Source organism: Synechococcus sp. Cu2B8-bc1011 (assembly GCF_047302735.1).
Classification (GTDB): domain Bacteria; phylum Cyanobacteriota; class Cyanobacteriia; order PCC-6307; family Cyanobiaceae; genus Synechococcus_C.
Window position 1 is genome coordinate 938,629 of the sequence record NZ_CP138915.1, and the last position, 19,898, is coordinate 958,526.

A 19,898-nucleotide genomic window follows, 5' to 3' on the forward strand; every position below is an offset into this window, starting at 1 on the left:
GGACGTCATCTCTTAAAGTCGCCTCAACGGGATGTAGCGCAGCTTGGTAGCGCACTTCGTTCGGGACGAAGGGGCCGCAGGTTCGAATCCTGTCATCCCGACTCTATGAGTTTCGCTCAACTGAGTTCTGCGCCTGGATAGCCGCGCGGAGTCACCATTCGGCCCCCTTCCAGTCTGCTGCTGCTGTTGCCGATGACCAGTACGGTCAGCATGTCAATGCTTTCTACCGGCAAGCTGTCGAGCCGGCAGAACGACACGTGTTCCTCTTGTCGACCTAATTGCCTTGCTATCACCACAGGTGTGGAGGCAGGGCGTTCCGCTAGAAGGATGGTCTTGGCATGTTGCAGCTGCCAATCACGTCCTTTAGATCGGGGGTTGTAGAGCGCAACGACGAAATCACCCTTGGCAGCTCCTTTGAGTCGTCGTTCAATCACCTCCCATGGGGTGAGTCGATCGCTCAAACTCACGGTGCAGAAGTCATGCATGAGTGGTGCACCGGCTTTTGCTGCTGCAAGCTGCAGAGCAGAGATTCCAGGATGCACGGCAAAGCGAGGTCGGTCGTCTTCTGGTAGGTCCAACCAGAGCTCAAGTGCGAGTCCTGCCATTCCATAAATCCCGCTGTCTCCAGAGGACACCAACGCCACGCGAACACCTTGTCGAGCAAGACTCAGAGCTTGCTGGCAGCGGTCCCTTTCCATGGTGAGTTGCCCATCCAGCCGGATTTGATCCGGACGGCGCAGCGGTTCCAGTAAGTCGAGGTAGAGCCCGTATCCCACCCAGGCAGGACAGCGCTCTAGGGCACTGCGGGCTTCAGGAGTGAGGAGGGCTAGATCACCTGGACCACTGCCGATGAGATGGAGTTCTCCCTGTTGAGGCGAATAGGCCTCGATGCTCTCGGCAATCGCCACGGTGACGGCGCCGCGTTCATCGTCGTTTGCGTGGGTGATCCGCTTGTGCAGCTTGAGTTGTCCGTTGTCTCCGGCACTCAGTAATGCAGCGGCTTCTGCAACCGATCCGGTTCCCATTTCTGCAGCAACCACCTCGGATGGGGTTGGCACTGGCACAGCGGTCAGGGCTGTTGCCGTATGCAACCTGAAGGGCCAATGATGAAGCTGTGCAAGCTCTTGGAGTGCCCGTTCATCGCCTTTGCGGTCAATGCTGCTGATCCCTGCAACCGCGGCCTCGGCTAAGCCCGCCTCCGCGAGGGCGCTATGCACTGCGCGCTGGACAAGGTTCAAGCTTGTGTCGCGTTCGCAGCCAATGCCCAGCCAAAGCAGTGCTGGATGCCATGTGCAGGCCCCTTCATTGGCAATGGATGTGCTGATCTCCAGAGTTGGGATTGCACGGTCTGCCTCGGCATCCAGGCCTAGAAGCTTGCTGGCTCGAGCCGCCGAACTGCTTTGCCACAGCTTGCTCCCCATCGTTTGGATGAGACGGGTCGCCTCTCCCCGCGCCTGGGCCTTCATCAGTTGGGTCCAGTTGGCGCTTGCTCCACCGCGTTTCCATCCCCAAGCATGTCCGAACGTATCGGTTGCAAGCCGGCCCGAAACAGCACTGTCTCCGCTCAGAACCGCTTCTCCTCCAAGCGCGGCGGCGACCTCCCGGCTCCATTGTTCGGCACCAGCTTGGTGACCTCCGAGCAATGGGATCACTCTTTGCCCTTCTGCATCGAGCACCAGGACTGCAGGGTCACTTCCTTTCTCGGTCAAGAGTGGAGCAATTAAACGGGTGACGGCACCCGTAGCTCCGATCACCATCAGGACTCCCCCCTCTTGCCAGTGCTGTTGGATCAATAGAGAAGCTGAGTTCACCAAACACGTTCCGTCTCGGTCCGCAATGGCGGCGGCAGCTCCGGGCGTGAGCGCCAGTTGATCAGTCAGGCCAGATTGCTGAAGTCTTTGCAGCAAAGGCCAGGCATTTGAGGACAGCCCTAGGGCCAATCGCCGGGCAGCAGGTGGAGGAGAGGAGTGGTTCAGGGCAGAAGTTTCGGAGGTCAACGCAGGGTGCCATCGGGGTTCAATAGCTCACGGGCTGATCCTCCCAGGGTGCTGGTTGGAGAGATTCGTTCCGGTTCCTTGCTGATGATCGGCGGCCTTGATGGGGATGGGGTTTCAGGGGCGACCGGCTCGCTGGATTCAGGGGACGGTTCTGCAGGAGTCCCTGCTTTTGAAATGCTTCCCTCTGTTGTGTCCACTCCCTTTTCTGGCAATCCTTCTTCTGGCAATGACGTCTGTCTCGTTGTGTTTGGCTTCAAAGCCTCGGGCTCAGCGAGGTCTTCTTCCACAGCTGCCCTGTCCAGAGCCTTTTCATCCTTGTCTTTTAAGGGCTCTTGCTTGAAGGCCTGCGTCTTTGAAGCTGCCTTCTCGGCGTCTTGCGCTTCAAGGATGTCTTCTTTAGGCCCTAACTCTTGAGTTGTGCTCGGGTCTTCAGGCTTGGTTTCACCCAGCAAACGGGCGAGTTCCGTGTCTTTAAGGCTGGATTGCAGCCAGATCGGTTTTGGGCTCTGCCGCTCAGGGACCTCTCTTAATTGGTTGTTGAACACTGGTTCGAGCGATTCACCGATTCCATTCAGCAACTCCATCTGAACGGTGTTGATTCCTTTGTGGTTGTCGATTCCCTGGAGCCAGAGGGCATCCTGCTGGTCCACCACAAAGCTGTCCTCGTTAACGGTGATGCGTAGGCGCCAGCGAGCATCTCCTGCTCTGAGGTTTTGAAGGGGAGCATTCCATACGAGCCAATCGACCAGCAAAGGAGTGTCACCCCCAAGCTCAGCCGGACTTACCACCGCCAGCCAAGGGGCATCGCGTTTTGGCTGCGTGCCGATCAGGGGCCGCAGCTGATCTAAAGACCAATGCAAGCTGGCTCCAGGGGTTTTGACGGCTTCTCCCCAGGGATAGGCCGCATAGGCCGTGAACCTGTGGCTCCCAGGACTCAAGGGGGGGAGTTCAAGCGAGACTCGGTTTCCGTTTCGCTCGCTTAGACGGACTGGTGCTTGGTCATCAATTTGAATCGCGACGTGGGCTCCGAGCCCGAGTTCGCGGTCGTTAGCGAGGGGCCAATCCTCGATTTTTAATTCCAGATTGAGTGGGCCGCCCTTGAGCTGGCTCCCATCCAAGGGACTGATGAGCGACAGCTGGGGATGATGCTTGGCTAAGGCTTGATGAAGCTGTTGAACCGCACCAGGTGGCTCCACTTCTCGAAGACGGCCTGATGGGTTTTGGGTAGGAAGATTTTTGCCTTGATTAGGAACGGACCTGGAGTTGGGCTGATTGGCCCAAGGCAGCGACGGAATCGCCAGCACGGGTTGTCCCATGCCAAAGAGGAGGATCAGTCCGATGAGAGCTGCGAACCATCGGATGTTTGCGTGTCGCCGGCCCGATTTATCCATAGAGCGGGTAGGGGATTCCACTATTCTGAATGTCACCTCTTCTTAGGTCCAGAGCTCCGGCTGAGTATTAATTAGAGAAACAAAATAAGCGGGTTGTTGATAGTTTTTTGTCTTGATTGGCAGGCTCTCGCTGACACCAGCTGCAAACCAGATACCAGTTGCAGACTGGTCCGCCGCCGGATTGAACCTTTGTAACTCGATGAGGCCCTAGGCCCTCTCGCGACTCTATGCTCCAAACAGCGGTCCCCTCTTTGGGGCCCAATGCTCCAGTGATGGTCAGGTTTTTCCTGGCTTGAACTGGCGCCCGGCTACGGCCTTTATGGCTATGGCCGGGGCCCCGGTGAACTGTCCCGTTCGCCGGAGGGGTGGCCCTCCACCTCGATCCCGTCCCTCGAGGAACGACTCGATGACCAAAAGCCCACCAGAGCGTGGGAGCACTCGCAAGAGCAAATTTGTCAAGGTCGACAACCCTGCGACCTTTGAACTGTTCGGTAAGCCCGGGCATTTCGACAGAGCTCTTGCGAAAGGCCCCAAGACCACAACCTGGGTTTGGAACCTCCACGCCAACGCTCACGATTTCGATAGCCACACGAGTGACCTTCAAGAGGTCTCTCGGAAGATTTTTAGTGCTCACTTCGGCCACTTGGCCGTGATCTTCATCTGGCTGAGCGGCGCCTTCTTCCACGGAGCCCGCTTCTCCAACTATTCCGGCTGGCTCGCCGATCCCACCCACGTGAAGCCAAGTGCTCAGGTGGTGTGGCCGGTGTTCGGTCAGGAAATTCTCAACGGTGACATGGGTGCCGGACATCAAGGCATCCAGATCACCTCAGGCCTCTTCCACATGTGGCGTGCCTGGGGCATCACAACTGAAACCCAGTTGATGTCTCTTGCAATCGGCGCTCTGGTGATGGCCGGCCTCATGCTCAATGCAGGCGTCTTCCACTACCACAAGGCAGCTCCAAAGCTGGAGTGGTTCCAAGATGCCGAGGCCATGTTGAACCACCACCTGGCTGGTCTATTCGGCCTGGGTTCCCTGTCATGGGCTGGTCACCTGATCCATGTCTCGGCTCCCACCACCAAGTTGATGGATGCTATTGATGCCGGCCAGCCGCTGGTACTTAATGGAAAGACCATCGCTTCTGTGGCGGATATTCCACTGCCTCATGAATTCTTTAATCAGGATTTACTCGCTCAGCTCTATCCAGGATTTGGCGCCGGTATTGGTGCCTTCTTCTCTGGAGATTGGGCCGCATACAGCGATTTCCTGACTTTTAAAGGTGGTCTCAACCCAGTAACGGGAAGCCTGTGGATGACTGACATCGCTCATCACCATCTGGCGATTGCAGTGATGTTCATTGTTGCTGGTCATATGTACCGCAACAATTACGGCATCGGTCACTCTATTAAGGAGATCCACGAAGCCCATCAGGGTGATCCTCTGCTCTTCCCTGCAAGTAATGGCCATAAAGGCATCTACGAGTTCATGACGAACTCCTGGCATGCCCAACTGGCCGTCAACCTTGCAATGGGCGGTTCAGTTTGTATCGTCGTTGCCCAGCACATGTACGCGATGCCTCCGTATCCGTATATAGGTGTCGATTACCCGACTCAGATCGGTTTGTTCACCCATCACATGTGGATTGGTGGCTTCTTGATCGTTGGTGGTGCAGCCCACGCTGCCATCGCCATGATTCGCGACTACGACCCCGCTCAGCACGTCGACAACGTGCTTGACCGTGTTCTCAAGGCACGTGATGCGATCATCAGCCACCTGAACTGGGTGTGCATCTGGCTCGGTGCTCACAGCTTCGGCCTCTATGTGCACAACGACACGATGCGTGCTCTGGGTCGTCCTCAAGACATGTTCAGCGACTCGGCGATTTCGATTCAGCCGGTTTTTGCGCAGTGGATTCAGAACATCCATGCAGGAGCTGCAGGTAGCACCGCTCCTAACGCTCTTGCCGGTGTGAGCGAAGTCTTCAACGGTTCCGTTGTCGCCATCGGTGGCAAGGTTGCTGCTGCCCCGATCCCTCTGGGCACCGCTGATTTCATGGTGCACCACATTCACGCATTCACGATTCACGTGACTGTGCTGATTCTTCTGAAGGGCGTGCTTTATGCCCGCAGCTCCCGCCTCGTTCCAGACAAAGCAAACTTGGGCTTCCGCTTCCCATGCGACGGCCCAGGCCGTGGTGGCACCTGTCAGGTGTCTGCTTGGGACCACGTATTCCTTGGTCTGTTCTGGATGTACAACTCCCTCTCAGTCGTGATCTTCCACTTCAGCTGGAAGATGCAGAGCGACGTTTGGGGAACCGTCAATGCTGATGGAAGTGTTCAGCACATCACCAATGGCAATTTTGCCAACAGTGCAATCACCATCAACGGCTGGCTGCGTGACTTCCTGTGGGCTCAGGCCGCGCAGGTGATCAACAGCTATGGCTCAAACACCAGTGCCTATGGCCTGATGTTCCTTGGTGCTCACTTTGTCTGGGCCTTCAGTTTGATGTTCTTGTTTAGTGGCCGCGGCTACTGGCAAGAGCTGATTGAGTCCATCGTTTGGGCTCACAACAAGCTGAAGGTGGCACCTGCTATCCAGCCTCGTGCACTTTCAATCACCCAGGGCCGTGCCGTGGGTGTCGCTCATTACCTCTTGGGCGGCATCGCGACCACATGGGCCTTCTTCCACGCCCACATCCTTGTGGTCGGCTGACCTCACTGACCTTTCCCTCTAATGGCAACGAAATTTCCTTCGTTTAGCCAGGGTCTGGCACAGGACCCGACAACCCGCCGCATCTGGTACGGGATCGCCACGGCTCACGACTTCGAGAGCCATGACGGAATGACGGAGGAGAAGCTTTACCAAAAGCTCTTCTCCACCCATTTCGGGCATCTCGCGATCATCGGCCTTTGGGTTTCGGGAAACCTGTTCCATATCGCCTGGCAGGGCAACTTCGAGCAGTGGGTCTCCGACCCATTGCACGTCCGCCCAATCGCTCACGCAATTTGGGATCCCCATTTTGGTCAAGGCGCTATTGATGCCTTCACTCAAGCGGGTGCATCCTCCCCAGTGAATATTGCCTATTCAGGCCTTTATCACTGGTTTTACACCATCGGCATGACCACGAATGCCGAGCTGTATCAGGGCTCCATCTTCATGATGATCCTGTCGGCTTGGGCACTGTTCGCTGGTTGGCTGCACTTGCAGCCCAAGTTCCGTCCTTCTCTGGCTTGGTTTAAAAACGCCGAATCCCGCCTGAACCACCATCTGGCTGTTCTGTTTGGATTCAGCTCAATCGCTTGGGCCGGACACCTGGTTCACGTGGCTATTCCTGAGTCCCGTGGTCAGCACGTTGGTTGGGACAACTTCCTGAATGTTTTGCCTCACCCGGCAGGCCTTCAGCCCTTCTTCACTGGTAACTGGGGCGTTTATGCCCAAAACCCTGACACCACAGGTCAGATTTTTGGTACCGCTGAAGGATCGGGTACAGCGATCCTGACCTTCCTCGGTGGCTTCCACCCTCAGACCGAAGCCCTCTGGCTCACTGACATCGCGCATCATCATCTGGCCATCGGTTGCATTTTTGTGATCGCCGGTCACATGTACCGCACCAATTTCGGTATCGGTCATTCGATCCGCGAGATTCTTGAAGCTCACAACCCACCAACCGGAACCCCCGGCGACCTGGGTGCTGGCCACAAAGGTCTTTACGACACCATCAACAACAGCCTGCACTTCCAGCTTGGTCTTGCTCTCGCCTCTTTAGGCGTGATCACCAGCCTGGTGGCACAGCACATGTATGCGATGCCGTCGTATGCCTTCATCGCGAAGGACTACACGACCCAGGCTGCGCTCTACACCCATCACCAGTACATCGCCATCGCCCTGATGTGCGGTGCCTTTGCTCACGGTGCGATCTTCTTTATTCGCGACTACGACCCAGAAGCCAATAAGGACAACGTCCTGGGTCGGATGCTCGAGCACAAAGAAGCCATCATCAGTCACTTGAGCTGGGTCTCTCTTTTCCTTGGTTTCCATACCCTTGGCCTCTACGTCCATAACGACGTAGTTGTGGCCTTCGGAACCCCTGAGAAGCAGATCCTTGTCGAGCCCGTCTTTGCCCAGTTCGTCCAAGCCGCTTCAGGCAAGATGATCTATGGCTTTGATGTGTTCCTCGCCAACGCCTCCAGTACTGCAACCCTTGCTTCTCAGAACATCCCTGGAGAGCACTATTGGATGGATGCCATCAACGGTGTTCGTGGCAGCAATGACTTGTTCCTACCCATTGGTCCTGGTGACTTCCTTGTTCACCATGCCATTGCTCTAGGACTCCACACCACCACCCTGATCCTTGTGAAGGGTGCTCTGGATGCCCGTGGCTCCAAGTTGATGCCTGACAAGAAGGACTTTGGCTACTCCTTCCCCTGCGACGGTCCTGGCCGTGGCGGCACCTGTGACATCTCTGCCTGGGACGCGTTCTATCTCGCTGTCTTCTGGGCTTTGAACACAGTGGGTTGGGTCACCTTCTACTGGCATTGGAAGCACCTTGCGATTTGGCAAGGCAACGTGGCTCAGTTCAACGAATCCAGCACCTACCTGATGGGCTGGTTCCGCGACTACCTCTGGCTGAACAGCTCACAGCTGATCAATGGATACAACCCATTTGGCAGCAACAACCTGGCCGTCTGGTCTTGGATGTTCCTGTTTGGTCACCTGGTTTGGGCTACCGGTTTCATGTTCCTGATCTCCTGGCGTGGTTATTGGCAGGAGCTCATTGAGACCATCGTTTGGGCTCACGAACGCAGTCCTATCGCCAACATGATGGGCTGGCGTGACAAGCCTGTGGCTCTCTCCATCGTTCAGGCACGTGTGGTTGGTCTGGCTCACTTCTCGGTTGGTTATGTGCTCACGTACGCAGCCTTCCTGATCGCCTCCACCTCTGGCAAGTTCGGATGACTTAGTCCCAACCTCTGCCTGATTAACGAAGCGTTTCTCAGAGATTCACCCGTCCGGTTTTCCGGGCGGGTTTTTTATGGGGATGGATGATTGAGCGGTATCTCGTATCTCTTCTGTGTTGCTGATGTCCGCTGCTGTTAAGGGACGCCTTCGTTTAATTCCCGCCGCTGAAGGCGATGTCCAGCGTGCGTAGATAGGTGTGCAGGCCTGCATCTTGAATCGGCAGCACGTAAGCATCAGCTCCGGATTCGTTGTGGTGAGAATGCCAGTACCCGGGGGGTGTCACGAAGGCCGCTCCCGGGGCCCAATCTTCACGATGCCCATTGATAATCATCCCGTTCGCATCCAGCTTTGTGCCGATCATCGTGTAACAGCCGGGTTGGCATTCAACCGCGAAATCAAGTGCGATCGATTGGTGGCGGTGGGGTCGTTGGATCTGGCCAGCAGGCAAGATTCCAAGCATGGCCCAGAGCGTATGGGTGATCGTTCGCGTTTGTGGAAAATTGCTGTTGCCCAGCAAAACGCTGACACGGTTGGCACGAGCACCGTTGGGGCTGTTTGCAATCGCATCCAGATGTCGTTTGCTGTCCCGATGGCTGTAGAAGCTCGGCTCAAAGCGAGCTTGTGCAGGCTCGACGCCGAGATAGCGAAGGAGCGGTGCGTCATGCACCCAATAAAGTCCTGCTTTTTCGATGCTGGAGTGAATCGCGTCGCCACCCGCAGGCAGCACCAACATGTCTCCCTTTGACCATTGGAAGGTGCGTCCGCAGGCTTGCGTTTCCCCTTCTCCATTCGTGATGAAAAACAGCTGACTTGTTGCAACTGCACTGGTGCATTGTTCACCACGGTCGAGGCGAATAAAATTCGCGCAAAGAGATGGACCGGTGGCTGGGCCAGAGCAGCCAAGCTTTTCACTCAGATCAAGAGGAAGGACATCGCAACCGGATTGATCGAAAAAATCTGGCGAAAATGACCGATAGGGAACTGGATTGATCAGGCCACTCTGTTGAGGGTTCGCAGCGGAGCGGTAATCAAAAAAATGGGCTTGCTCAGATGATGACTGATGCAAAGCGGGAGTTGCCAAGGTGCCGACCTCAACGAGACGCATACCTTATCGATCAAGAGGACTCGGATTGTATGGGTTTTGTCATGCCAGAAATCCAGCGTTGAGCCGGATACACATCGGCACAGCATGGAGTCTCGCTTTGTTTATGCGAATGGTGAAACCAACTCGAAGCGTTCCCGGTCCCAAAGGATGAGAGAGAAGCAATCGCTAACCTGATACAGATAAAGTTTGTGGACATTATCGACAAGATGAATATTGGCCTCATGGCATTCTTTCAATCGATAATTTGGAATGCGCTCTGAGAGGTGGTGAATATGGTGATAAGCGATATCGGCAGTAAACCAATTCAAAACTGCAGGCATTTGAAGGAATGACGATCCAGAGATGGCTCCACGAAAATAACTCCAATTATCTTCATCGCTTGTATAAGAATCTGGGAAATTGTGTTGGATGAAAAAGACCGCAATCATTACCGCGGCACTGCAGCTCATCACCAATCCATAAAGAATCCAGAAATGTGCGTAGCCTATGGAGCTTCCGATCCACCACCACAACAGTCCAACGATCGCTGTATTGGCAATCATGTCGACACATTCTCCGCTGGTATAAAAGAAACTAGATTTGTAATTCAAACAAACTTGTTTTGGAGATGTCCAGGAGCTTGTGCGCACCATTTTTATGGTGCTTTTGATGGAATGGCCAATGAATTCAAAGAAGCTCAAAAGTAAGGCTAGCCTTGGCTTAATGATGAGATAAAAGAATCCACCTGGAAATAGCAGCAATGGATGGCGTAAGACGCGATAAAGCCACTGGGAACGTGGAGATCGCGCTTCGTATTGCTCGCGTGTGATCAGAGCGGATGGTCCGCGATAGCGATCCCAATTTCCATTGTGTTTGTGATGGAAAGCGTGTCCACGTGACCAGGGATGTTGCGGCATGCCGTGAATCAAGCTCAAGCCGAAGGCCGCAATTCGATTCGAGCGCTTGGAGCTGAACAGGCTTTGATGTCCGCAGTCATGCATCAGGGAGAAGCTGCGACTGAGCAGCAGAACCATCAACACGAGGAGCAAGGGTGTCAACACGATGGCTGTGGTGTTGAACGATGTTGTGACCGCAGACATCGCGATCGCCACCACGATGATCGGAACCACGGTGTTCAGGATCTGCCAGCTCGCTATGCGGTCATCGCTGGCCATAAAAGGAGCGAGTTTGAAGTCGATCCGTTTGGGGTAAGTGCTAGGCGCCATGTGTTGGCTAATCGTCTGAGTGGTCGTTGTCATGCAGCTTCCACGTGGGGTGCCGCGATCGGCTTGATGGGTGAACCTATCTCTTTTTTGCTCCAACCGGTTTTTCAATTGCCTGGTGAGCGCTGAATTTGAGTCCTCTCCCTCCAGCCTTTGAGGCTCAAATAAACGGCTGGAACAACAAACAGCGAAAGCAACGTGGAGATCAGCAAGCCGCTAAACACCACCGTGCCAATGCTGATTCGACTGGCTGAACCCGTTCCGCTGGCCAGCAGCAAGGGCAGAAATCCAGCCAAGGATGTAATCGCTGTCAGAACAATTGGACGCATCCGCTCTTCCGCTGCGTCCGTGATCGACTCACGAAGGGGCAGGCCAGCTCGGAGCCTTTGATTGGCAAACTCCACAATCAGAATGCCGTTCTTTGCGGCCAAACTCACGAGCACGAGAAGACCCATCTGACCGTAAACATCTAGCGGGAGCCCACGTAATTTGAGTCCGATCAGTGCACCGAGCAGTGCCAGAGGCACTGTCAGCAAAATCACTAGGGGATCTAGAAAGCTCTCATAGAGACCAGCGAGTAAGAGGTAGACCACCACTACGCTCAAACCAAAGAAGGCCCAGGTGACGCCTTCGGCAACCCTCTCTTCCTCCGCAAGGCCTGTAAAAGCAAGCCCGATGTTGCTCCCTCCAATTTGTTCGCCTGCTGCCTCGAGAATGTTGATGGCTTGCCCACTACTGGTTCCTTTCCCTGGTAAGGCGCTGACACGGATGGATCGGTTCAGGGCGAAGTGGTCAATCGACCCTGTGCCCTCAACTTGTTCAAGTCGCGCCACGCTTTCAGCGCTGACGAGTTGCCCATCCCGGTTCCGGAGCATGAGAGATTTGATGTCCTCTGGACGATTGCGGTCGCTGCCTTCCATTTGAATCCAGATGCTGCGTATTTCTCCGTCGGCATAGGTGTCATCGAGATAGCGCCCGCCGATGGCCATGCCAATCGAATTCAGCGTTTCTCTGTAGGGGAGATTCAGTGAAGCCATTTGGTCGCGGTCTAAAACGAGGCGCCATCTCGGGGCACTGGCGTCGAAACGGGTGCTGACCCGTTCAAATTTGCCCGTTTCCCTGGCACTCGCAATAAAAGCTTTCGCGACCTGTTCGAATTGGACCAGGTTCAGTTGGCCACCACTGCGGTCTAGAAGCTCGATGTTTAAGGCTGAATCCCCGCTAAATCCTCGAACGGTAGGGGGTGTAATCAGCACAACTTTGGCATCCGTAATAGAACGATTCAGGGCTTTTTGCAGTCGTCGCTTGATGGCTTGATCGCTCTGATCTGCACGGCCTCTCTCCTGGAGAGGTTTTAATCTCAAGTAAAAGGAACCCTTGTCTTCCCCGCTTTGCCCGAACGAACTTCCTGCATAGAAGTTCCCTGAGCGGATCAGCGGTTCTTGCTCAACGACAGCGCGAATGGAATCCATGATTGCCATGCTTCGTTCCAGGCTGGCGCCTTCCGACAAGGTGAAATAACCACGGATTTGGCCCTGGTCTTCGTTGGGGATAAAGGCTGTCGGAGTGTTGCGAAGGACGACTCCCGTGAGCATCAAGCTGATGATTAAAACGATGCCCACCCAATTGGGTCGGTTTAATAGCTTGCGCAATGTTCGTGAGTAGTGCCGTTCAGTGCTTTGCATGGCCTTTCGGAGACCATCGCTGAGTCGTCTGATCGGTCCAGGCAGGCGTCCATTCCCTGGAGTGAGAACCCTTGCTGATGCCATTGGCGTGAACGTGAGGGCGTTCAACGTGGAGAACACAATGGCAGCCGTAATCGTTAAGGCAATCGGTTCGTAGAGGCGACCAATTGACCCTGGAATCAACAGAACAGGAACGAAAACCGCTACGAGAACCAAAGAGGTGGCCACGATTGCTCCGGCCAATTCCTGCATCGCCGTTTCGGCTGCCTTTAGAGGTGGGTCTCCCTTTTCAATCCGATCGGCAATTTCCTCGCTCACCACGATTGCATCGTCTACAACAATGCCCGTCGCAAGAATCAGCCCGAACAGAATCAAACTGTTGATATTTGAACCGCTGAGGCGGATGACCAACAAGCTGCCGACTAACGAAATAGGTACGGCGATCCCAGGCACCATGGCTAATCGCCAGCGCCCCAGGAAGAGGACCAAAACAACTAAAACCAGCAGGACTGCATCGCGGAGAGTCGTGATGGTGCGATCGAGATTGGCTTGGATGGTGTCGGCCGTATCCACGATGGTTTGCATCGTGATTCCGGGCGGAAATCCTGATTCCAGTTTCGCGAGATTTCTGCGAATGCTTCGACTGAGAGCAAGGGCATTCGCTCCATCTCTTTGATAGATCCCTACGGCAACGGAGCGTTCTCCTTGAAGATTGATCGCAGCCCTTCCATAACTGCGCTGTCCAAGGCTGACGCGGCCGACATCGCTGAGTCGAATGAGGCCCCCATTGGCTAATCGTTTGATCACTACGTTTTCAAGTTCGTCCTGGCTGCGCAAGCGACCGTCGGCTTCGACAGGGAGGCTGAGAAGTTGTCCTGATGGAGCCGGTGCGCTCCCGAGCGCTCCGATGGCGGCCAAAACGTTTTGCTCGATCAGTGCTGTGCTCACATCCGTGATCGTGAGATTGGCTTGCTCAAGTTTTTGAGGATCCATCCACAGGCGGTAGGCCAACTCGCTGCTCCCGAATACACGAATATCCCCAGTGCCTGGAACGGATCTGAGCGATTCTCTGAGCGATTGTTCAAGCCACCCTGGGAGAAAGATTGGAACGTAGAGATCTTGCGGATGGCTAAAGCCAAGGATCATCAGTAAATCGCTAGAGGAGCGATTCACGCTGAGCCCTTGGCGGGTCACGGCTTGCGGCAAACGGCGCAATGCCAAATTCACTTCGTTTTGGACCTTGATCGCATTCAGTTGAGGGCTGCCTTTTTTGAAGCGAAGGCTGATCCTTGATTGCCCTTCACTACTTGTGGACTGAATGCTGTCGAGATCGCTGAGACCGTTGAGTTGTTGCTCCAGCACAGTGGTGACGCTTTGCTCGACCACATCGGGGGATGCAGCAGGGAAGCGTGCTGTCACGCTGACCTGGGTTGGGGCCAACTGGGGTAGGTCTTCAAGGCCCAAGCCGGAGAGCGAAACAAGTCCTGCCAGCAGGACGAGCAGGCTGCAGACAACGGTGAGGACAGGCCGTCGCAGAAACGGCTGGGAGATGGACCGCAAGGCGGCACCTGCTGCAAAAGCGGATTGATCTTGGCAGTTAAAAGTCCCTGTTGAGCGACTTTTCGCTCAACAGGGACTTTGCGGGTCTGTTTTCAGGGAGGAACGTTGAGGCTTAGCTCACGCTCCAAACACCTGCAGCTATTTTCACGAGCTGCTGAACGTGGAGAGTGTCGCAGAGCAACCAGGCAAAGACAGCACCACCACAGCCACCAAGCCAGAAGCCACTGGTGAATTCAGACCACCCGTTGCGGGTGAAAAGATCTGCTGGGGGATTGTCTACGGTGACGTCTGCAGGGGGGATATGAGGTTGCTTTCCGGGCTGGTTATAGAGAAGAAACAGGAAAGTGAGGAGGTGAACAGCACCGATAGCTGCTAAGAGACCAGCGGTTGCTGAGTAATCAGAATTACGCAGTGGGCCACAGATTGTGTAGGGGCCGTAAAGGAGATATCCAAAGGCTGCGCCTGTTTCAATTCCCCTGAAATTTGGTGATATTCCTTGGCGGTAAAAAGGAAGGTTATTGATAAGCCACTTCATAAAATATCCGCTATTCACGGGTGTGGCTAGATTGCCGACGCAAGGGTCGGCTGCAGGAGTGACAGTCATTGGAGTTTGATGGCTGAGTCGGATTGCTGGTGTCTGGTTTGAGATCAGTCGGCGGCGGTAATCACCCCTCCCACAAGAATGATGAAAACTGCAGGGAAAACAATCCCGATCATCGGCACAAACAACACCGGCAGCCAGGCTGCTGCAAAATCTCCAGTCATGATCAAGCCCAGGGTTGTTCCCTCGATTTTAGAGTCTTCACGTTGGGCATTCCCCTCTAAGGGTTTCCTGGCGAAATAAAAGTTCAATCCAACCCTTGATCGGGTTGTCCCTAAGCATCTGATCCGATGACTCAGCTATTTGCTGGTGTTGCAACCATTGTTCTGGCCATCATTCTTTATGGTCTGGGCCGAAAACCCCATAAGCCAATTCTGCGCAGTACGGATGTTTCGGAGGTCGTAGCCCTGAATCGTGCCCAGGTGGAGCTGGTGCAGGTAGCGGAGGTTGAGGAGGTCGCTGAGCGTGCTCCCGTTCTTGCGTGGCAGGCTCCCTCCACCTCTGCTGAAAGGCTTGCGATGCAGCACTACCTGCGGCGGTCGATGGATGACGGGCCAGATCTACGCCTGCAGGCGATCAAGCTGGCGGGGCAGTGGGGTCACCAGTCGGTTCTTCCACTCTTGAGAAGAGGCCTGCATGATTCAGATAGTCGAGTGGTTGAGGCTGCTGCCGCCGCGATTGAACGTCACCGCAGTGGCCCTTCCCCTTATTTAGCTCAATCTGTACGGCCCCCGCGCAACGTGGCGCGGATGCGATAAATCGGCCTTCCTTGGCTTTCGTGATAGGTGCGACTGAGCAGTTCTGCCAACAGTCCAAAGCAGAACAATTGAATTCCAGCCAACCCCAAAACCACGGCCAGCGTGAGTAAGGGCCGGTTGCCAATATCGGCGCCTTGGAGCTTGATCAGCAAGAGGTAACTACTGGAGATCAAGCTCAATGCGATCGCAATCAATCCCGCGAATCCGAACACGTACATCGGACGCGTTAGGAACCGTTTCATGAACCACACGGTGAGCAGGTCCATGAGCACGCGAAATGTGCGATCAATTCCGTATTTGCTGCTTCCGTACTGCCTTGCCCGGTGATTCACTTTGACTTCAGTGATTCGCGCGCCTTCGATGAAAGCCAGTGCGGGTAGGAAGCGGTGAAGCTCTCCGTACAGGCGCATGTCGGAGAGAACAGCCCGGTCATAGGCCTTTAGGGAACAGCCGTAGTCATGGAGCTTCACGCCTGTGACCCTGCCGATCAGTCGGTTGGCGATTCGCGAGGGCAGCTTTCGCTGCAGTTCGGCGTCCTGTCGTTGATGGCGCCAACCGCTCACGAGGTCATACCCCTCACGCAGCTTCGCCAGGAGCAAGGGGATGTCTGCTGGATCATTCTGTAAATCACCATCAAGGCTGACGATGATCCGGCCACGGGCCACATCAAAACCCGCTGCCATCGCAGCGGTTTGTCCGTAGTTTTTGCGAAGAAGCACGCCAACGACCTCTGGCACCTCTTGGCTGACCTGTTCGAGCACTTCGGCCGTTTGATCAGACGATCCATCATTCACAAGCACCAGCTCGAAGCGCTCACCTGAGGGCCGTAGTGATGCGAGAAGTTGCTCCACCAATTCGGGGAGGCTCTCTTCTTCGTTGTAGAGCGGCACCACGACTGAGACGTCGAGACTGCTCTCCTCGTTGGCGGGTTCTGCCGGGCTCAGAGACATCCAGGGGTGGGGCGACGCGAGCAACTTAAGCCGGCGTCGTTGAATCTCTTTAAGCAAGCGTTGTGCCGTCGTGGCAGCGGGTCACCCTGCCGGCTCCGCGAAGTTCGGATCGGTAATGGCAGGCAACGGGGTGTTGGTCAGATGGATGGATGCTGTCGATGCCAATCCCGTTGCGGCCGTGCTCTTGGCCAGAACTGTGCATGTAGCGCCCTTGTTCGAGATGGATGGCCACGTGGGTGCAGCGCTGTGCCGTGCCGAAAAACAACAAATCTCCAGGCCGCAGCAGTTGATCATTCCCCGGGCGAACCGCCACGGGGCTGCAAAACCGTTCTTGTTGGTAAGCATCTCGAGGTAACCAGATGCTTTGGCTGGCAAACGCCGTTTGCACGAGGCCTGAACAGTCGAGATCAGGGCCGATCGTGCCCCCCCATAAATAGGTGTTGGGAATCTGGGCAGCGTTCTTCAGCCAATGAAGCACCAATGGAAGTCGCCTTTGGATGCTTGCGGCATCGAGCAGGCGAGGGCTCCAATGGCTGCGCGCCACGGCCTGACTGTTGAGCTCATCGATGGCCATCCAACAGGGATATCCATCCTCAATCAATGCCGTTCTGACGCGGCGTGCGCTCGGATGTGGATCAGCGAGAACTCGAAATCCCCTGCCAGCACAGGCTTGAGTCGCTAACCCGCTGCCATGGCTGCGCGCATAGCCTTGAACATCAGCATTGAGTGTCCAGCAGCTTCCCTTCTTCAGCTGTTCGGGAGTGAGCGCTGTGCCTAGGGTCGGCATTGACTGATGCCAGTGCTATGGCGTTCTACCGTGCCGAGCCGGCGATGCAGGAGTATCTCGTCGGCTTGATTGATCGATTCGCTGACCAAGGCCGCCCTGGATTGCACGAGCAGATTGCCGTGAACTGGGTGCGCTACGACCAATCCAATTTGTCGATGGGAAGCGGATTGGGTGCCGCCTGGGCTGACCAGAAACCGCTCTATCCAGCGAGCGTTGTGAAATTGGTCTACGCCGTTGCGGTTGAGGATTGGCTGCAAAAGGGCCTTCTCCTCGAAACGGCGGAGTTACGACGTGCCGTCAACGACATGATCGCTCTGTCCAGCAACGATGCCACTGGATTGGTGGTGGACTGTCTTACCGGCACGTCCAGTGGCCCCGACCTGCAAGGCGAAGCCTGGGTGAACTGGCAGCGTCAGCGTCAATTAGTTAACGAGTGGTTGTCGGATTTTGGTTGGGCTGAGTTTGAACGGGTGAACTGCTGCCAGAAAACCTGGGGAGATGGACCCTATGGCAGAGAGCAAAGGTTTTATGGAGAGAACAACAGCAACCGCAATGCCTTAACAACAGCTGCAGTCTCTCGGCTGTTAGAAGCGGTGATGACCGATGGTCTGCTTTCACCTCCCGCTTGCCACCGCCTGCGTTCAGCGCTGGCGCGTTCTTTAAGTCAGGTTGAGAGGAGCGCTGATCCTGAAAATCAGGTGGATGGTTTTCTTGGGGAAGGCCTGCCAGAGAACAGCAGGCTTTGGAGTAAAGCGGGATGGATGAGTCAGGCCAGGCATGACGCCGCTTGGTGGAGTGAGCCTGAGGGCACAACACAACTTTTGGTGGTGTTCAGCGTGGGGGCTGAACGTGCCAATGACAACCAGCTCTTACCAGGTCTTGCGAGGGAATTAGCTGCTTTTGGCAAGGATCCCTGAGTAATTAATGGACTGGATTCTTGATGTTTTCTGGGAAAGATCCTGGTAATTTTGGCGGTGTTGAATCATTGTGCGCTGCTTCCCAAGTGAAAGCAGTTCGTGCAAATTCTTGTTTTTGATTAATGTCTTGCAAGCGCTTTGTTGCGAGTTGATTCGTTTGCTCAGGTGCTCGCTTGAATCGATGGATGTTAAAGCGAATGATTGATCTGGTGATTGGGAAATCAAACCTTTGAAAAATGATTTTAACTTTGCAGCAGGCTCGTGACTTGCTCTGATTTGTAGCCATGCTTATTGCGAAGGACGGTTTGAAGAGTTTCTCCTCTCTTGGTCTTTGGTTGTTGGGGTCTTGTTGTGAAATCTTTTGGTCGAGGCCTCTCAAGGCTTTAAGCCTTGAGAGGCTCTTGAAAGAATTTGGCTTTCCCTTGGCACTCCAAGGCTGTCGCATCAAATTAGTGCAAGGACTCCGTCCGACGATAGTTTCTCTTTTTGATCAATCTAAGAGTCTGAGTTGATCATTCGTCGTTAGCATTGAATAATGCGAATCGTTCGTCGGAACGAGTGTTTGGCCGTGAAGGCGTGAAATTTTCAGCGCACAATCTCTGTTGCTTTGACTCTTGAATTCACAGCAAAGTGAAGAAGGAGTAGTGACTTGTTTAAAACGGAGAGGGAGGGATTCGAACCCTCGACAGAAGTTGCCTCCTGTAACTCCTTAGCAGGGAGCCGCTTTCAACCACTCAGCCACCTCTCCAGCAGCAAAGCCATCGTACCAAGAGGTCTGCCAAATGCTCAGATTACTAAGCGAGGCAAGCGATGTTTGAAACTGCAGAGCACTTCCCAGGGGATTGAATCCGCAAGTGTTGCCCAGGATCTAGGGCTGATGGTTTGTTCGCCATCACGGCCCAGCAGGGTGACAACATCACCGCTTTCCAAGCCCTTGTGTTCCGTTGCATCGAGGATTAGCTGATCCATGGTGATGGCTCCGACTTGAGGAAGCGTTTGGCCATCGTGTAGGGCATGGATGCGTCCCGAGAGGCAGCGGCTCACTCCATCGGCATAGCCGATGCTGACAACGGCCAGGCGACTGGGGCGCTGGGTGACAAAGCGGTGCCCGTAGCTGACCCCCACCCCTGCTGGGACTTCGCGGATCAGGCTTACTTTGGCCTTCACGCTCATTGCAGGCTCCAGGTTGAGAATCCCATCGAGATGTTCGCTGGGGCAGTGTCCATAAAGAGCTAGTCCCACACGCACTAGGTCGTGGTGAAGGCCCGGATCCCGCAGGGTTCCTGCTGAGTTTGCGAGATGCCGTTTCAGTGATGGGCTGCGTAGCTCGCGTGTGATGCTCTCGAAGCGGTCTTCTTGGAGCTTGGTCACTTGGGCTGCGTGTCCATCTCGCTCTCCGTCCGCTAAGGCCAAATGGCTGTAGATGCCGGAGAGGCTGAGTTGATCCAGCTGCTGGATGGCATGGGCCAGACGATTGCCATCCTTCCAGTCACATCCGAGGCGGGTCATCCCCGTATCCACCTTCAGTTGAACGGGGAAACGACGCCCACTACTGTCGGCCAGGTTTTGACAGAGCAAGGCCTCACGCATGCTGCTGAGGGTGGGCATCAGCCGCCATTGCAGGCAGGCTCTGAGGTCGTCGGGTTGGGAGAGATGGCCCAACACAAGCACCGGCTGATCAAGCCCTGCATTCCTAAGGTCAATCCCCTCCTGGAGTGTTGCGACACCGAAGCTCGTGGCGCCGCCACGAACAGAGGCTTTGGCCACAGTTTCTGCTCCGTGGCCATAACCGTCGGCCTTGACGACAGCCATCAGATCACAGGAAGGACCAAGGTGGCGTTTGAGGGAGCGGGCATTCGCTTCGATCGCTGAATCCGACACCTCCAGCCAGGCGCGCTGGCGAGGGTTGGCCTCCACTGGATTGTGAATCCAGGGGGCGTTTCGGTCGTCGGCGATCTGATCTCGCATGCGAGCAGGGTAGTGAAGAT

Annotated in this window: 15 protein-coding genes and 2 tRNA genes; 5 read left to right on the plus strand and 12 right to left on the minus strand. The window is 55.2% G+C overall.

The genetic code is table 11. The features are described 5' to 3' along the window. The first annotated feature begins 27 nt into the window (after positions 1-27). A tRNA-Pro gene (locus SIC18_RS04755) sits at positions 28-101 on the plus strand. A gap of 15 nt (positions 102-116) precedes the next feature. Here the strand turns inward: SIC18_RS04755 and cobJ are convergent. Next, on the minus strand, positions 117-1,997 hold the full coding sequence (cobJ, locus tag SIC18_RS04760; protein WP_413430303.1) for a precorrin-3B C(17)-methyltransferase: 1,881 nt from the start codon (positions 1,995-1,997) through the stop codon (positions 117-119). Further along, positions 1,994-3,388 (minus strand): hypothetical protein, encoded by a 1,395-nt coding sequence (locus SIC18_RS04765; protein ID WP_413430304.1) that lies wholly within the window; start codon positions 3,386-3,388, stop codon positions 1,994-1,996. The genes cobJ and SIC18_RS04765 overlap by 4 nt, the downstream gene beginning before the upstream one ends. 406 nt (positions 3,389-3,794) lie before the next feature. Here SIC18_RS04765 and psaA point away from each other — a divergent pair, with 406 nt between their 5' ends. Both psaA and psaB read left to right on the plus strand, forming a co-directional pair. Beyond that, positions 3,795-6,098, plus strand: coding sequence for a photosystem I core protein PsaA (gene psaA / locus SIC18_RS04770; protein WP_048347878.1), 2,304 nt, complete (start codon positions 3,795-3,797; stop codon positions 6,096-6,098). 21 nt (positions 6,099-6,119) lie between these two features. After that, the gene (gene psaB / locus SIC18_RS04775; RefSeq protein WP_048347879.1) at positions 6,120-8,342 is read left to right on the plus strand and encodes a photosystem I core protein PsaB; all 2,223 of its coding nucleotides are present in this window, start codon (positions 6,120-6,122) and stop codon (positions 8,340-8,342) included. 154 nt (positions 8,343-8,496) lie between these two features. Here the strand turns inward: psaB and SIC18_RS04780 are convergent, their stop codons facing one another. The 5 genes from SIC18_RS04780 to SIC18_RS04800 form a co-directional block, all read right to left on the minus strand. Continuing rightward, entirely contained in the window at positions 8,497-9,450 is a 954-nt protein-coding gene (locus SIC18_RS04780) for a cupin (RefSeq protein ID WP_413430305.1), read from the minus strand. Positions 9,451-9,551: 101 nt separating this feature from the next. Next, positions 9,552-10,688 carry a fatty acid desaturase gene (locus tag SIC18_RS04785; protein WP_413430306.1) on the minus strand — a complete coding sequence of 379 codons (1,137 nt, stop codon included), beginning with the start codon at positions 10,686-10,688 and terminating at the stop codon, positions 9,552-9,554. Between the two features lie 71 nt (positions 10,689-10,759). Further along, complete coding sequence (locus SIC18_RS04790; RefSeq protein ID WP_413430307.1) at positions 10,760-13,897, minus strand: efflux RND transporter permease subunit; 3,138 nt, start codon at positions 13,895-13,897, stop codon at positions 10,760-10,762. 112 nt (positions 13,898-14,009) lie between these two features. Then, a complete protein-coding gene (locus SIC18_RS04795; RefSeq protein WP_048347883.1) occupies positions 14,010-14,501 on the minus strand; it encodes a photosystem I reaction center protein subunit XI in 492 nt (163 codons plus the stop codon). 44 nt (positions 14,502-14,545) lie between these two features. Then, the gene (locus SIC18_RS04800) at positions 14,546-14,662 is read right to left on the minus strand and encodes a photosystem I reaction center subunit VIII (protein ID WP_048348459.1); all 117 of its coding nucleotides are present in this window, start codon (positions 14,660-14,662) and stop codon (positions 14,546-14,548) included. 126 nt (positions 14,663-14,788) lie between these two features. Between SIC18_RS04800 and SIC18_RS04805 the strand changes: the two genes are divergently transcribed. After that, positions 14,789-15,256 (plus strand): HEAT repeat domain-containing protein, encoded by a 468-nt coding sequence (locus SIC18_RS04805; RefSeq protein WP_413430308.1) that lies wholly within the window; start codon positions 14,789-14,791, stop codon positions 15,254-15,256. Here the strand turns inward: SIC18_RS04805 and SIC18_RS04810 are convergent. Together SIC18_RS04810 and SIC18_RS04815 are read right to left on the minus strand one after the other, a co-directional pair. Next, positions 15,214-16,206 (minus strand): glycosyltransferase family 2 protein, encoded by a 993-nt coding sequence (locus SIC18_RS04810; RefSeq protein WP_413430309.1) that lies wholly within the window; start codon positions 16,204-16,206, stop codon positions 15,214-15,216. The two genes, SIC18_RS04805 and SIC18_RS04810, sit on opposite strands and share 43 nt — an antisense overlap. Positions 16,207-16,255: 49 nt before the next feature. After that, the gene (locus SIC18_RS04815) at positions 16,256-16,993 is read right to left on the minus strand and encodes a C40 family peptidase (RefSeq protein WP_048347886.1); all 738 of its coding nucleotides are present in this window, start codon (positions 16,991-16,993) and stop codon (positions 16,256-16,258) included. A gap of 17 nt (positions 16,994-17,010) precedes the next feature. Here SIC18_RS04815 and SIC18_RS04820 point away from each other — a divergent pair, with 17 nt between their 5' ends. Continuing rightward, entirely contained in the window at positions 17,011-17,910 is a 900-nt protein-coding gene (locus SIC18_RS04820) for a serine hydrolase (protein ID WP_048347887.1), read from the plus strand. Between the two features lie 4 nt (positions 17,911-17,914). Here the strand turns inward: SIC18_RS04820 and SIC18_RS04825 are convergent, their stop codons facing one another. The 3 genes from SIC18_RS04825 to alr form a co-directional block, all read right to left on the minus strand. Further along, on the minus strand, positions 17,915-18,355 hold the full coding sequence (locus tag SIC18_RS04825; protein WP_413430310.1) for a hypothetical protein: 441 nt from the start codon (positions 18,353-18,355) through the stop codon (positions 17,915-17,917). A gap of 214 nt (positions 18,356-18,569) precedes the next feature. Beyond that, positions 18,570-18,658, minus strand: a tRNA-Ser gene (locus tag SIC18_RS04830). 38 nt (positions 18,659-18,696) lie between these two features. Then, positions 18,697-19,878 (minus strand): alanine racemase, encoded by a 1,182-nt coding sequence (gene alr, locus SIC18_RS04835; protein ID WP_413430311.1) that lies wholly within the window; start codon positions 19,876-19,878, stop codon positions 18,697-18,699. Positions 19,879-19,898: the final 20 nt, after the last annotated feature.

Bases quoted from the DNA above. Each gene is read 5' to 3' on its own strand.
- SIC18_RS04765 (WP_413430304.1), bottom strand. From the start codon at position 3,388: ATGGATAAATCGGGCCGGCGACACGCAAACATCCGATGGTTCGCAGCT.
- psaA (WP_048347878.1), top strand. From the start codon at position 3,795: ATGACCAAAAGCCCACCAGAGCGTGGGAGCACTCGCAAGAGCAAATTT.
- psaB (WP_048347879.1), top strand. From the start codon at position 6,120: ATGGCAACGAAATTTCCTTCGTTTAGCCAGGGTCTGGCACAGGACCCG.
- SIC18_RS04780 (WP_413430305.1), bottom strand. From the start codon at position 9,450: ATGCGTCTCGTTGAGGTCGGCACCTTGGCAACTCCCGCTTTGCATCAG.
- SIC18_RS04785 (WP_413430306.1), bottom strand. From the start codon at position 10,688: ATGACAACGACCACTCAGACGATTAGCCAACACATGGCGCCTAGCACT.
- SIC18_RS04795 (WP_048347883.1), bottom strand. From the start codon at position 14,501: ATGACTGTCACTCCTGCAGCCGACCCTTGCGTCGGCAATCTAGCCACA.
- SIC18_RS04800 (WP_048348459.1), bottom strand. From the start codon at position 14,662: ATGACTGGAGATTTTGCAGCAGCCTGGCTGCCGGTGTTGTTTGTGCCG.
- SIC18_RS04805 (WP_413430308.1), top strand. From the start codon at position 14,789: ATGACTCAGCTATTTGCTGGTGTTGCAACCATTGTTCTGGCCATCATT.
- SIC18_RS04810 (WP_413430309.1), bottom strand. From the start codon at position 16,206: ATGTCTCTGAGCCCGGCAGAACCCGCCAACGAGGAGAGCAGTCTCGAC.
- SIC18_RS04815 (WP_048347886.1), bottom strand. From the start codon at position 16,993: ATGCCGACCCTAGGCACAGCGCTCACTCCCGAACAGCTGAAGAAGGGA.
- SIC18_RS04820 (WP_048347887.1), top strand. From the start codon at position 17,011: ATGGCGTTCTACCGTGCCGAGCCGGCGATGCAGGAGTATCTCGTCGGC.
- SIC18_RS04825 (WP_413430310.1), bottom strand. From the start codon at position 18,355: ATGCGACAGCCTTGGAGTGCCAAGGGAAAGCCAAATTCTTTCAAGAGC.
- alr (WP_413430311.1), bottom strand. From the start codon at position 19,878: ATGCGAGATCAGATCGCCGACGACCGAAACGCCCCCTGGATTCACAAT.